We start from the raw sequence: 13563 nt of genomic DNA on the forward strand, positions 1-13563 counted from the left end.
TTGCTCAAGTCTGCCCGCAAGACGACGGAGAAGGACCCCGAGGGGCGGATGCCCCTTGCGGAACACCTGCGTGAGTTGCGCAACCGGCTAGCCAAGAGCCTGCTGGCCGTCGTCGTGACCACGGTCTTCGCGTTCTTTTTCTACAAGGACATCCTCCAGTTCTTCACGGATCCGATTCTTCAGGCCGTGGGATGCAAGCTGAGCCTCGAGGAGTTGCAGGAGACCGGCACCACCACCTGCGCACGCATCGTGCAGAACGGTCTGCTCAGCCCGTTCACGCTTGCGCTCTCCGTCTCCTTCACATCTGGCCTGGTGCTCGCATCGCCGGTCTGGCTGTACCAGCTGTGGGGCTTCATCGCTCCTGGTCTGCACAAGAACGAGAAGAAGTACTCGCTGGGCATAGTCGGTGCCGGTTTTCCGCTGTTCCTGCTGGGTGCCTACTTCGCGTACTGGTCACTCCCGAAGATGGCGGAGGTGATGCTCCAGTTCTCCATCATCGGCAGCGACAACCAGCTGCCGCTGGACGAACTGATCCAGCTCATCATGCGCATGATCATCATCTTCGGCCTGGCTTTCGAGCTGCCACTGCTGCTCGTGGTGCTGAACTTCGGAGGCATCGTCTCCGGGGCGAAGATGCTCAGCTGGTGGCGCGGCATGGTCATGGGCATCACGCTCTTCGCGGCGATCGCCACCCCCAGCACCGACCCGGTCTCGATGCTGGCGCTGGCGGCGCCGATCTCCGTGCTGTACTTCGTTGCGACTGGCGTTGCGATCATGAACGACCGGCGCCGGGCGAGGATCGAGGCCGCGGGGCCCGCCGACGACGAGGCCTCCGATCTGGACCTGACGCCCGAGGACATCGGCGAGATCGAGACCGTCTCCGCCAGCCCCGCGCTGCCCGAGCAGGCGAGCTCGGACCGGGACCGGATCAACGGGTTCGACGACGTGACCTGACGTAATGAGGGTGGCTCGCTGTAAGGTCCCCCGGTGACCAGCGAGATCAGCGAGATCACCCTCTTCGTCAACCCCACCGCGGGACGCGGCCGGGGCGCCCATGCGGCGCAGCCGGCCGCTTCTGTTTTGCGTGCGGCCGGTTTCTCCGTACGTACGATCCTCGGCGCGGACGCCGCCGACGGGCTGCGCAGAGCCCGGGAAGCCGTCGAAGGCGGTACCGGCGCGCTGATAGCCGTCGGCGGCGACGGTATGGCGAGCCTCGCCCTGCAGGCCGTCGCCGGCACACGGACGCCGCTCGGGATCGTGGCCGTGGGCACGGGCAACGACTTCGCCCGCGCCCTGGGCCTGCCTGTGCGCGACCCCGCGGCGGCGGGCCGGACCGTGGCGGAGGCACTCAAGGACGACCGGGTGCGCGACATCGACCTGGGGCGGGTCGACGGAACCTGGTTCGGCACCGTGCTCGCCTCCGGCTTCGACTCGCGCGTGAACGACCGCGGCAACCGGATGCGGCTGCCGGCCGGGCGCTTCAAGTACGACCTCGCGATGGTCGCCGAACTCGCCGCCTTCCGGCCCGTCCCGTACAAGATCACGCTGGACGGCGGGGCCGTCCACGAGGTCGAGGCGACCCTCGTCGCCGTCGGGAACGGATCCTCGTACGGCGGTGGCATGAAGATCTGCGCCGGGGCCGACCTGGCCGACGGCCTCTTTGACGTCACGGTGGTGGGGGACTGCAGCCGCAGGACGCTGCTGCGGGTCTTTCCGCGCGTGTACAAGGGCACGCACCTCGAGCATCCCAAGGTCACAGTGCACCGGGCCGCGCGGGTCGAGCTGGCGGCGGACGGGGTCACGGGATACGCCGACGGGGAGCCGCTGGGTCCGCTGCCATGTGTCGCCGAATGCGTGCCCGGAGCCGTTCGCATCCTCGGACCGTGAAGGTCCACGCGCTGACCAGCGGTTACGTGACGATACGGTTAATGATCGTCAGTTGTCAGTGGGTCCCGGTAGTCTCGAAAGCACGATGACAGAGGACCTCTCACCGGCCGAGCGGTACGCGGCAGCACGTAGGCGCGCTGCCGAGCAGGCCACCGCGCTCGCCTCCTTCCGCGAGATGTACGACTTCGGCCTGGACCCCTACCAGATAGAGGCCTGCCAGGCGCTCGAGGCGGGCAAGGGCGTGCTGGTGGCCGCGCCCACCGGCTCCGGCAAGACGGTCGTCGGCGAGTTCGCCGTCCACCTTGCCCTGCAGCAGGGCAAGAAGTGCTTCTACACGACGCCCATCAAGGCGCTCTCCAACCAGAAGTACACCGACCTGACCAAGCGCTACGGCCCGGGCAAGGTCGGCCTGCTGACCGGCGACAACAGCATCAACTCCGACGCGCCGATCGTGGTCATGACCACCGAGGTGCTGCGCAACATGCTGTACTCGGGCTCCCAGACCCTCCGCGGCCTCGGCTATGTCGTGATGGACGAGGTGCACTACCTCTCCGACCGCTTCCGCGGCGCCGTCTGGGAGGAAGTGATCATCCACCTCCCCGAGTCGGTGACGCTGGTGTCACTGTCGGCCACCGTGTCCAACGCGGAGGAGTTCGGCGACTGGCTCGACACCGTGCGCGGCGACACCGAGGTGATCGTCTCCGAGCACCGTCCCGTGCCGCTGTTCCAGCACGTCCTGGCCGGCCGCCGGATGTACGACCTCTTCGAGGAGGGCGAGGGCCACAAGAAGGCCGTCAACCCCGACTTGACGCGCATGGCGCGCATGGAGGACAGCCGCCAGTCCTTCGGACGTGACCGGCGCCGCGGGCGGAACAACATGCGCGAGGCCGATCGCGAGCGTGAGCGGCGGCAGCGGTCGCGGATCTGGACGCCGGGCCGGCCCGAGGTCATCGAACGGCTCGACGCCGAAGGGCTGCTGCCCGCCATCACCTTCATCTTCAGCCGCGCCGCCTGCGAGGCGGCCGTCCAGCAGTGCCTGTACGCGGGCCTCAGGCTCAACGACGAGGAGGCGCGCGCCAAGGTCCGTGAGATCGTCGAGGAGCGCACCGCCTCGATCCCGAGCGAGGACCTGCACGTCCTGGGCTACTACGAGTGGCTGGAGGGCCTGGAGCGCGGTATCGCGGCGCACCACGCGGGCATGCTGCCCACCTTCAAGGAGGTCGTCGAGGAGCTGTTCGTACGCGGCCTGGTGAAGGCCGTGTTCGCCACGGAGACCCTCGCCCTCGGCATCAACATGCCCGCCAGGTCCGTGGTGTTGGAGAAGCTCGTCAAGTGGAACGGCGAGCAGCACGCCGACATCACACCCGGCGAGTACACGCAGCTGACGGGCCGTGCGGGACGCCGCGGCATCGACGTCGAGGGCCACGCCGTGGTGCTGTGGCAACGCGGCATGAACCCCGAGCAGGTCGCGGGCCTGGCCGGCACGCGCACGTACCCGCTGCGGTCCAGCTTCAAGCCGTCGTACAACATGGCGGTCAACCTGGTCGAGCAGTTCGGCCGGCACACCTCGCGCGAGCTCCTCGAGACGTCGTTCGCGCAGTTCCAGGCCGACAAGTCGGTCGTCGGCATCTCCCGCCAGGTGCAGCGCAACGAGGAGGGGCTGCAGGGCTACAAGGACTCGATGACCTGCCACCTGGGCGACTTCGACGAGTACGCGCGCCTGCGCCGCGAGCTGAAGGACCGCGAGAACGAGCTGGCCAAGCAGGGCGCCACCCAGCGCCGGGCGGAGGCGGCGGTCGCGCTGGAGAAGCTCAAGCCGGGCGACGTCATCCACGTGCCGACCGGCAAGTTCGCCGGTCTGGCGCTCGTCCTGGACCCGGGCCTGCCTGCCGGGCGGACCAACGGCCACCGCGGCTTCGAGCACCACGACGGGCCGCGCCCGCTCGTGCTCACCGCCGAGCGCCAGGTCAAGCGGCTCGCTTCGATGGACTTCCCGGTGCCCGTGGAGCCGCTGGAGCGGATGCGCATCCCCAAGTCGTTCAACCCGCGCAGCCCCCAGTCCCGCCGCGACCTCGCCTCGGCACTGCGCACCAAGGCCGGGCACATCGTCCCGGACCGGCACCGCAAGAGGCGGGGGGCGGCCGCGGACGACCGGGAAATAGCCCGCCTGCGCACCGAGCTCCGCGCACACCCCTGCCACGGCTGCGACGAGCGCGAGGACCACGCCCGCTGGGCCGAGCGCTACCACCGGCTGCTGCGGGACACCAAGCAGCTGGAGCGGCGGATAGAGGGCCGTACGAACACGATCGCGCGGACCTTCGACCGCATCGTCGCCCTGCTCACCGAACTCGACTACCTGCGGGGCAACGAGGTCACCGAGCACGGCAAGCGCCTCGCACGGCTCTACGGCGAGTTGGACCTGCTGGCGAGCGAATGCCTGCGCGCAGGCGTGTGGGAGGGACTGAACCCGGCCGAACTGGCCGCATGCGTGTCGGCGTTGGTCTACGAGGCGCGGGTCGGGGACGACGCTCTCGCACCCAAGCTGCCGTCGGGCAAGGCCAAGGCGGCGCTCGGCGAGATGGTCCGCATCTGGGGCCGGCTCGACGCCCTGGAAGAGGACTTCCGGATCAACCAGACCGAGGGAGTCGGCCAGCGCGAGCCCGACCTCGGCTTCGCCTGGGCCGCGTACATGTGGGCCTCCGGCAAGGGCCTCGACGAGGTGCTGAGGGAGGCGGAGATGCCCGCCGGCGACTTCGTGCGCTGGTGCAAGCAGGTCATCGACGTCCTGGGACAGATCTCGGCCGCCGCACCGGTCGAGGGCTCGACGGTGCCGAAGAACGCGCGCAAGGCCGTGGACGCGTTGTTGCGGGGTGTGGTGGCGTACTCGTCGGTGGGGTGACGCCCGGTCCCTGGCTTCGACCCTCCCGGGGTTGTCGTACGTGTCGGCGTCGTCGCATGTGCCGTTGGCGAGAGCAAGGCACAGGCGTGGAGAGCGAGTGGCGGCGTTCAACGCCGGCGGTCGGGGGAGCCGGTCTTGCTCGGGCCGCTCCTCCGCGCACCGGCTCCAGTGGGGCTCCAGTGCGAAGTCAGGGACCGTTCCCTGCCGCTCCAGGCGCTGTCCCGTGCTGCCGCAGCGGTCCTCCCGTCGCGCACCCACGTGCTGCGGCACTCTTACGGGCCACAGGTGAGTGAGAGGAGTTGCTGCCGTCATGCGCTTCCGTCTACTCGGTCCCGTCCGCCTCGCACCCCGTACGCCCTCGGCATCCAAACAGCGCGCTGTGCTGGCCACCTTGCTCGTCCGCGCGGGGACAGTCGTGCCCGCGTCCACGCTCTACGACGAACTGTGGCCCGACGGGCCGCCACGCACCGCGCCGACCACCCTGCAGGTGTACGTGTCGCATCTGCGCAAGGCGCTCGCCGAAGGGGGCGCCGGGCAGGCGGCGCCGCTGGTGACCCTGTCGCCCGGCTACCTGCTGCAGGTGCCCGACGGTGAACTCGACATGCACGTCTTCGACGAGCTGCACGGGCAGGGCCGCGCGGCCTGCGCACAGGGCGATTTCCCCTCCGCATCCGCGCTGCTGAGCCAGGCCCTCGATCTGTGGACGGGACCCGCGCTGTCCGGGGTCGAACACGGCGAGGTACTGGCGGCGACCGCCGTACGCCTCGACGAACTGCGCCTCGAAGCGCTGGAGCTGCGCATCGAGGCCGATCTGCGGCTCGGCCGGCACCAGGAGGTCACCGGTGAACTGATGGAGCTGGCACGCGCGCACCCGTTGCGCGAGCAACTGCACGGTCACCTCATGGAGGCGCTGCGCCGCGCCGGGCGGACCGCGGACGCGCTGCGTGCCTACCGCGCCGTACGCAGTTCGCTCCACGACGAGCTCGGCGTCGTGCCGGGCCCGGCCATCGCCCGCGTCCACACCCGCATACTCAGCGGGCAGCCGCCCGCCGCCCGGCCCCGCCCCGTACGCCCCCGAGGGGATGACCGCGCAGATTCCAGGCGAGCCAGCGCCGCACCGTCCCCGGATGCCCTGGCGAGCCGTGCACATCGTCGATCAGCTTGACGCGGACGTCCGGTACGGCGCTGCGCAGCAGTTCGGGGTCGCCCGGCGGGATGATCTCGTCGCGGGCGCTCGCCACACAGCGCACGCCGGCCCGGATCGCGCGCAACTGGTCGGGGGAGAGGGCGAAGTCCTTGAGCACTGCTCGGAGTTCGGAGTCGTCGGCGGTTCCTGTCAGGCGGCGCAGCGTGTCCGTGGTGATGCCTGGCAGGCCTTCCCACCACCGGGGGTCCGTGAAGAAGTCGGCGACGGGCGCGCCGACCGTCAGCACCCGGCGTATCCGCGAATCCTCGGCGGCGGCACGCAGCGCCATGTGTCCGCTGAAGCTCAGGCACAGCAGGGAGGCCGCATCGGTGCGGGCCCGGCCGGACAGCTCGTCGAGGAGCCAGGGGATCAGCCGCCAGGACTCGGCCGTGTAGCGCTGCGTGTTCTCGCCGACGCCGGGCAGCTCGGTGACCACGATGGCGTGGCCGAGGCGGGCGAGCCTGGGCAGCAGCGGTGCCCACTGCTCCTTGACGCTGATGATGCCGCCCATCACCACCAGAAGCGGGCGATCCCGGTCGAGCCCGGCAGCCCAGCAACGGAACGCGCCGTCGGAGTGGGCGAGTTCGAGCCGGTCGATGCCGCCGTGCCCCCGGCGCCAGCGGTCGAACACTGCAACAGCGGCCTCCTGGGCACGCTGCCGAGGGGCGTCCGCCGGGTACGGGAAGCGGGCCAGCGTGTAGTGGCGGCAGGCGTCCAGGAGCTTGCCACGTCCGGCAAGTCGGTCCCCGCGCAGCGCCCAGACTCGCGCCCAGGAGTCGTCGGCGTCCGGCGTGTCGCTGCCGATCCGGCCCAGGACGTGCGCGGTGTCGCGGGCACTCAGGCCCTGGTTGCGTGCGTGCAGCCGGGCGTACTCCTTCAACTCGGCCAGGCGGTCCACGGGGTGCGGCTGATCCGGAGGGCCGGGACGAGCGGGGCGGTCCCGGCCGTTCAGCTGGTGCGGGTGGTTCTGTGTCATGGTGTGCCTTCCTGATCGACGCCGATCGCCACGGCGGCGGTGTACGTGGGGGCTCCCGGGTGGTCCGTGAGCGTGAACGTGCGGCAGAACCAGCCGGTGTGCGCGGGCGCGTCCGCGTCGAACCCGGTGAAGCGCAGTCCCAGCCCCTGCCCGATCGCCTTGCTGTACGCCTCCTTGCGCGTCCACCAGCGCACCAGCAGCGGATTGCGGGACGCGGGCGCCGCGCGCTCGAGCCGTGCCAGCTCGCCGGGTGCACACATCAGGCGGGCCAGCCCCGCGCCGTACAGCTCGCGGTCGGCGCGCTCCACGTCGACGCCGATCACCTGCCCGTCAGCGCCCCGTTCGCAGACCCCGACCAGCAGCTCGTTCTCGGTGTGACTGAGGCTGACCGTGTAGCGTCCGCCGGGCCCCCGCACGAAGGGGCGGCCGCCGCGCCGGTAGCCGAGTTCGACACGGTGCGGCGCTACGGCGGGGCCGAGGGCGGCCGCGATCGTGTACTTGAGGAGCGCGCGTGACGCGGCGAACCGGGCCCGCGCAGCGGGGTGGACGAGCCCCTCGTACCGCGCCGCGTCCTCGCCCAGCAGATCCGGCAGCGCGCCGGGGCCGGCGGCGGCCTCGCACGGCCAGTCCGGCACGCGGGAGTGCACCAGCACGGCGCCGTGTGCCGCGAGCTCATCCCTGATCAGCGGCCACGGGCCGGACGGTCCGTCGATCCGGAGGGGTGCGCCACAGCTTCGCGCCGGTTGTGTCGGCGCCCGCGCCGGTGGTGGTGTCGTCATATGCGTTGCCATCCTGATGGTCCGCCTGCCCCGCCTCGTCGTCCGGCCGATCCGTCTCGTCGTTCCAACACCATTGCTCCAGCGCGTACTTGAGGTCGCCGAGCACGTCTGCCGCCGCCGCGCCGTCCAGGACGCGATGGTCGAAGGTCAGGCCGAGCCGCATCAGTGGGGCCGCCTCGATCCGGCCGTCCTCGCGCACGACGGGGCGCGGCACGGTGCGTCCGCAGGTGAGCGTGACGGCGGTGCCGCCGACGGAGTGGAACCCGTCGACGGGCCGGTGGCCGAGCGAACTGACGGACACCGTGCCGAGCACTGAGGGTCGGCGCCGGGCGTCGCGCAGCGCGGCGGCGAACGCGAGGCGGCCCAGCCAGACGGGGAGCCGGGTGAGCATACGGACACCCCGGAACTCGGGGAGTCCGGCGACGGAAGGCGGGGCCGAGCCGTGTTGACCGCTCGCGGCGTCGGCTCCGCTTCGGGTGCGGTAGCGGTCCACCTGATCCTGGATGTCGTCCAGCGACGCCGTCTCCAGCTCCGGTACGAGGGCAGACAGCACGATCCGCTGTCCACGCGCTCCTGTCGCGTCCAGCGCCAGCTTGCCGGTGACCGAGGGGAACCGCACGATCCGGGGCCGCCGCAGCAGGCGCGGCCATCCTCGCGCCAGGACGGCGTTCGCCTCCGGATGGCGGTGCAGTACGCGGCCCGCGGCGTGGAGGACGTACGTCACCGTGGAGTAGCGGCGGGCACTGTCACCACCAGCCAATTCCCGATGAGCGTGGATGGCGCTCATGTCGATCTCGGTGTCCAGGTGGACGGGCCGCTGGCGGGCGGCGTACTCCAGGAAGTACAGGGTGTGACGACGGTCGCGTACGGGCTGTGTGCCGGTGCCGGTGTCGGTGCTTGTGCCGGTCACGGGCGCACCACCAGGTCGTAGATCTGCCGCAGGCTGCGTGCCTCCAGCACCCGGCCGACGGGCACCGGGCGGCCGAGTGCCTGCTCCAGTGCGGTCACCAGCTTCAGGAGGTACAGCGAGTCCCACTCCGGGAGATCGTCGAAGTCCGTGTCGAGGTGGGCCGTGCCGTCCGGGAGCGGCAGGCCGGTCTCGTCCCTGACCAGTCGCGCGAACTCGGTGAGGGGGAAGGTGTCTTGGAGCATGTCAGAGCCTCTCCAGTGCGAAACCGGCTTTGATCCACTTACTGGACTCGACCGCGACGGCGAGCGCCTTCTGCCCGCTCGTCATCTCCTTGAGCAACTGCTCGATCTGGAGGAACGGCAGAGCGTTGCCGTTGTTGCCGGTGTCCGCCACGCAGGAGATCTCGCGAGCGCCAGGCACCCCCAACTGCTCGGTGATCAGCTGTGTCATACGTCCCGACAGCTGCGGGGGCAGCAGATAGTCCAGGTCGTCCGGCGACCAGCGCAGGTCGTCGAGCAGCTCCCAAAGGATCTCCACGGCCATCACCGGCACTGATTCCTCGATGGCCTTGTAGTCCTCTGTGAGGGCCTGGCGCGGTTCGTGGCGGTCGGCGAGCCCGAACCAGTCGATGATCTGGCCCGGTTCGCGGCCCAGCCCCGTGCACCGGTTGAGGACGCTGCGCAGCGCCACGGCCTCCTCGCGCGGCTGCGAGCTGAGGACGGCGGCGCCCGCACCGTCTCCGAACAGCACGCAGTTGACGAGGTCGCCGGGCGCCGCCTCGGCGAGGTTGCGGCGCAGATCCAGGTGTTTGGTGCACACGTCGCCGCCGATCGCGAGGCCGGTGGTGAACTCGCCACTGCCGATCAGATGCCGAGCCACCGACAGTGCCTGGACGGCGCCCGCGCAGCCGGACTGCAGCTGGTACGTGGGCAGATGGTCGAGGCCGAGCCGGTCGGCGACCTGGTTCACGGTGGCCGGCATCAAGTGGTCGGGGGTGGCGGTGCCGAGCACCAGGAACTCCACCTCGGCCGGATCGGTCCCACCGGCTTCCAGCGCGTCCGCCGCGGCCTGGGCGCACAGATCGGCCAGGGACCAGCGCACTTCGCCGGTCGTCAGATCGCGGGCGAAGTGGCGGGTGCGGGTGCCGATGAAGACGTCGATCCACTCCGCGTTGACTCCGAGGGCGTGGGACAGCGTCGCGTTGTCGACCGGTTCGCCGGGCAGCGCGGATCCGGCGGCGGTGACATGGACGGGTGCGCTCACGGGGACGTTCACAGGGCTGTCTCCTGCCGCAGATAACTGATGAGTTCGCCGACGGACGTCAGGCGCGGGAGCAGGTCCTGCACCGGCACATGGGCCAGGGCCGGTAGACGCTCCTCCAGGCGGGCCTTGAGCTCGATCAGCGCCACCGAGTCGAGGCCGAGATCCTCGTGGAACCGGGATCGCTCGGACAGGTCGCCGGCTGCGAAGCCTCCGATGTGGGCGACGGCTTCCAGGACGGCGGACGACACCGCATCCTGCCCGGGGTCGGGGTCGGGGGGGCCGGAGCCCGGGGCGAGGCCGAGGCCGGGCCCGTCCGTGGCTTCGGGCTCGGCACGGTCCGCGGGCCGAGAAGCAGCAAGAGGCCCCGTCTCCGGTACGAGAGGTGGCGCGTCGCGGTCCTGGACTGCCGGTGGGACGGGTTCCGTGTCCTGCGTTGCTCGTCGGGCGCGCCGTGTGGCAGAGGCCGATTCGGCAGTCCGCGGATCCGCCGCCGAGGGCCGCGGGGCGCCGCTGCGCCAGTAGCGGGTCTCGGTCGAGAAGGCGTACGGGGCGAGCCGCACGGCGGGGGCGTCGTCTGCCGGGTGGGCGGCCGCCCAGTGGACCTCGGCACCCGAGCGGTAGAGGGCGGCCACCACCTCTGCCAGCTCACGCCCGCCACCGTGTTCACCCGGCAGCGGGTGCAGGGCTTCGGCGCCGGTCGGCCGGTCGCCGAGGCGCCGGACGAGCCCGGTCAGGACCGGGCCTGGCCCCAGCTCCAGCAGCTGTCCGGGCCGCTCGTCCAGCAGCTGGGCCGCGGCGTCGGCGAACAGCACCGGGGCGCTGATGTGTTCCGTCCAGTACGCGGCGTCCAGCGGCTCGGACTCCAGCCGCTTGCCACGCAGTGTCGAGTAGAACGGCAGGGTGGGTGCATGGCCGGCGCACTCCTCGGCGATGCGCCGGAACGGTTCCAGCACGGGCTGCATGAGCGGCGAGTGGAAGGCGTGGGACACCGGCAGCCGGCGTGTGCGTATGCCGTCGAGCGCGGGGGATGCGGCGATGCGTTCCAGGGCGCCCAGATCTCCCGAGAGCACTGTGGCCTCGGGGCCGTTGAGCGCGGCGAAGCCGACCAGGGGCTCCCGCTCGACCAGCTCCCGCAGGCGGGCCGCCGGTGCCTGGACGGCGAGCATGCCGCCGCCGTCCGGGAGTTGTTCCATCAACGCCCCGCGCGCGGCGACCAGGCGCGCCGCATTCTCCAGGGTCAGCGCGCCAGCCAGCACCGCGGCCGCGTACTCGCCCACGCTGTGGCCGAGCAGCAGCCCGGGACGTATACCGACTTCGGTCAGCGTGGCGCCCAGCGCGTGGCCCACGGCGAACAGGGCCGGCTGGGCCCAGCCGGTCCGATGGACGGCCGAGTCGCCGCCGAACAGCAGGTCGACCACGGAGCCCCCGGTGTGGGGGGCCAGAGCCGCATCGGCGGCGTCCAGGTGGCGGCGGAACAGCGACGACTCGCGGTACAGGCGTGCGCCCATCTTCGGGTACTGGGAGCCCTGGCCGGTGAACAGCCAGGCGGTGACTTGCGCTTCGCCCGGCGCCCCGGAGCGGGGCGCCGCGGGGCCCTTGGCCGCCTCGGCCTCGGAGAGAACCGTCTGCTCCAGCTCCACCTGCGGCGTACCGGTCTGGAGATCCACCTGCGGCATACCTGTCTGCGGCAGCTCCACTTGCGGCGCACCTGTCGGCGAGAGATCTGCCGGTGACACAGCTGTCCGGGAAAGGCGTGCCGCCTCCTCCCGAAGGCGCGCGGCCAGCTCCGCGCTGTCGGCGGCGACGATCGCGCCGCGGTGTGCGTGCCCGTCCTTCACACGGTGCGAGGCCCGGCACAGCGGACCTATGGGCAGCGGGCGCCGCCCGATCGCCTCGGCCTGGGCGAGCAGGTTGCGGCGCAGAGCAGGCCCGTCGGGTGCGGTGAGGACGAAGACGGGGGCACCGAGGCCGGTCCCCGGGAAGCCGGGGTCCGACGTGGCGTCGACCGGATGTGGAGTGACATCGGAGGGATGTGAACTGACATCGACCGGACGTGACGTGGCGTCGGCCGGACGTGAAGTGCGCCGGTCCGACGGCCGGCGTGCGGGTGCCGACTCCAGTACCGCGTGGGCGTTCGTGCCACCCATGCCGAAGCTGCTCAGGCCGGCGAGCACCGGCTGCCCGGCAGGCAGCCGCAGCGGGGCTTTGAGGAGTCTCACGCCGTGCTCGGCGAGGCGGAGCCGGACGTTCTCACGGGCGGCGAAGCGGCTCACCGGGACCGTCCGGTGATGCAGGGACAACGCCACCTTGATCAGGCCCGCGATGCCGGCCGCGCCCTCCGTGTGGCCGATGTTGCCCTTGACGGATCCGAGGGCCATGGGCCGGGCCCGGCCGGCGTGCAGCCGGCCCAGCGCCTTGACCTCGATCATGTCGCCCAGTGCCGTGCCGGTGCCGTGCCCCTCCGTGAAGGCCACGTCGAACGGCTCGACACCGGCCCTGCGGTACGCCGCCGCCAGCACCTCCTGCTGAGACCAGCGGCTGGGAGCCGTGATGCCGTTGCTGCGGCCGTCCTGGTTGACCGCCGTGCCCCGGATCACCGCGTACACCGGCTCACCCTCCGCGACCGCGTCCGCGAGGCGCCGCAGCACGACCGTGCCCACGCCTTCGCCGCGCCCGATCCCGTCGGCGCCCGCGCTGAACGGCTTGCAGCGCCCGTCCGGCGCGGCCAGACCGGCCCGCTCGTAGAACAAGCCGAGCGCCGGCGTCAGCGCGATGTTGACGCCGCCCGCGATCGCCCGGTCGCATTCGCCCGACAGCAGCGCGTTCGCTGCCAGATGCACGGCGACCAGCGACGACGAGCACGCCGTGTCGACGGCCAGGCACGGACCCTTGAGATCGAGGTGGTACGAGATCCGGTTGGCGATCATGCAGTAGCCGTTGCCCGAGCCGATCTGCGGGGTGATTCCGGGCAGATCCGTCATCGTCAGCTGGGCCCATTCGCTGCCCATCACCCCGACGAACACGCCCGTCGCCGACCCGGCGAGGCGGTGCGGCGCGGTGCCCGAGTCCTCGACGGCCCGCCACGCGGACTGGAGCATCAGCCGCTGCTGCGGGTCCATCGAGGCGGCCTCGCGCGGAGAGACGGTGAAGAAGCCGTTGTCGAAGGCGTCCGCGTCCGCGAGGAATCCCCCTTCGGCGGGGCCGCCCGAGACGTGAGGGTCCCAGCGCTGCGGCGGTACGGGACGGATGCCGTCCCCGGACCGCGTCAGCAGCTCCCAGAACCCGTGTGCGTCCCGGGCGGCAGGGAACCGGCAGTCGAGTCCCGTGATGGCGACCGCGTCCGTACTCACGCCTCACCCTCCCGGTTCTCGGTTATGGGCGGCTGCGCGGCCAGCTCGGTGAGCAGATGCCCGGCCAGCGCCCGCACGGTGGGGAAGTCCCACGCGGCTGTCGGATCGACGGGCAGGCCGAAGTGGTCCTCGACATCGCCGCACAGGCTCAGTGCGGCCACCGAGTCCAGCCCGTACTCGGCGAGGGGCACGCCCGGGTCGATGTCGGATGCCGGACGCCTCAGGTACTCGGCGACGCGGTCGGTGAGCCAGGCGGTCAGCGACTGTTCGGTGGGGACGGTCGGCACGGACATGTCGGTTCCTGTCTCTCTCG

10 protein-coding genes and 1 pseudogene are annotated in these 13563 nt (G+C 71.3%); 4 read left to right on the forward strand and 7 right to left on the reverse strand.

All coding sequences use genetic code 11. From position 1 onward, the window contains the following. The 4 genes and pseudogenes from tatC to ACWD4J_RS06510 all read left to right on the forward strand — a co-directional run. Nucleotides 1-954, forward strand: a complete 954-nt coding sequence (gene tatC, locus ACWD4J_RS06495; RefSeq protein ID WP_451394175.1) for a twin-arginine translocase subunit TatC — start codon at nucleotides 1-3, stop codon at nucleotides 952-954. A 33-nt stretch (nucleotides 955-987) separates the two neighbouring features. After that, on the forward strand, nucleotides 988-1887 hold the full coding sequence (locus ACWD4J_RS06500; RefSeq protein WP_451394176.1) for a diacylglycerol kinase: 900 nt from the start codon (nucleotides 988-990) through the stop codon (nucleotides 1885-1887). An 85-nt stretch (nucleotides 1888-1972) separates the two neighbouring features. Continuing rightward, nucleotides 1973-4786, forward strand: coding sequence for a DEAD/DEAH box helicase (locus ACWD4J_RS06505; protein ID WP_451394177.1), 2814 nt, complete (start codon nucleotides 1973-1975; stop codon nucleotides 4784-4786). A 310-nt stretch (nucleotides 4787-5096) separates the two neighbouring features. After that, nucleotides 5097-5807: pseudogene (locus ACWD4J_RS06510) on the forward strand (AfsR/SARP family transcriptional regulator); the annotation flags it as partial. A gap of 10 nt (nucleotides 5808-5817) precedes the next feature. Here the strand turns inward: ACWD4J_RS06510 and ACWD4J_RS06515 are convergent. The 7 genes from ACWD4J_RS06515 to ACWD4J_RS06545 are packed head-to-tail and all read right to left on the reverse strand — an operon-like array spanning nucleotide 5818 to nucleotide 13543. Further along, complete coding sequence (locus tag ACWD4J_RS06515; RefSeq protein ID WP_451394178.1) at nucleotides 5818-6948, reverse strand: alpha/beta fold hydrolase; 1131 nt, start codon at nucleotides 6946-6948, stop codon at nucleotides 5818-5820. Beyond that, on the reverse strand, nucleotides 6945-7583 hold the full coding sequence (locus ACWD4J_RS06520; protein ID WP_451394179.1) for a 4'-phosphopantetheinyl transferase family protein: 639 nt from the start codon (nucleotides 7581-7583) through the stop codon (nucleotides 6945-6947). The genes ACWD4J_RS06515 and ACWD4J_RS06520 overlap by 4 nt, the downstream gene beginning before the upstream one ends. Nucleotides 7584-7620: 37 nt before the next feature. Beyond that, nucleotides 7621-8637 (reverse strand): 2-oxo acid dehydrogenase subunit E2, encoded by a 1017-nt coding sequence (locus ACWD4J_RS06525; protein ID WP_451394180.1) that lies wholly within the window; start codon nucleotides 8635-8637, stop codon nucleotides 7621-7623. Next, a complete protein-coding gene (locus ACWD4J_RS06530; RefSeq protein ID WP_451394181.1) occupies nucleotides 8634-8879 on the reverse strand; it encodes an acyl carrier protein in 246 nt (81 codons plus the stop codon). Before ACWD4J_RS06530 ends, ACWD4J_RS06525 begins: the two co-directional genes overlap by 4 nt. A gap of 1 nt (nucleotide 8880) precedes the next feature. Continuing rightward, nucleotides 8881-9912: a 3-oxoacyl-ACP synthase III family protein gene (locus tag ACWD4J_RS06535; protein ID WP_451394182.1), complete on the reverse strand. Its 1032-nt coding sequence runs from the start codon at nucleotides 9910-9912 to the stop codon at nucleotides 8881-8883. Next, nucleotides 9909-13250: a type I polyketide synthase gene (locus tag ACWD4J_RS06540; RefSeq protein WP_451394183.1), complete on the reverse strand. Its 3342-nt coding sequence runs from the start codon at nucleotides 13248-13250 to the stop codon at nucleotides 9909-9911. Before ACWD4J_RS06540 ends, ACWD4J_RS06535 begins: the two co-directional genes overlap by 4 nt. Continuing rightward, nucleotides 13247-13543 (reverse strand): acyl carrier protein, encoded by a 297-nt coding sequence (locus ACWD4J_RS06545; RefSeq protein WP_451394184.1) that lies wholly within the window; start codon nucleotides 13541-13543, stop codon nucleotides 13247-13249. Before ACWD4J_RS06545 ends, ACWD4J_RS06540 begins: the two co-directional genes overlap by 4 nt. Nucleotides 13544-13563: the final 20 nt, after the last annotated feature.

Source organism: Streptomyces sp. NPDC002577 (genome assembly GCF_053594815.1).

Excerpts from the sequence above, each read along its gene's own strand:
- ACWD4J_RS06505 (WP_451394177.1), top strand. The coding sequence starts at position 1,973 with ATGACAGAGGACCTCTCACCGGCCGAGCGGTACGCGGCAGCACGTAGG.
- ACWD4J_RS06515 (WP_451394178.1), bottom strand. The coding sequence starts at position 6,948 with ATGACACAGAACCACCCGCACCAGCTGAACGGCCGGGACCGCCCCGCT.
- ACWD4J_RS06530 (WP_451394181.1), bottom strand. The coding sequence starts at position 8,879 with ATGCTCCAAGACACCTTCCCCCTCACCGAGTTCGCGCGACTGGTCAGG.
- ACWD4J_RS06545 (WP_451394184.1), bottom strand. The coding sequence starts at position 13,543 with ATGTCCGTGCCGACCGTCCCCACCGAACAGTCGCTGACCGCCTGGCTC.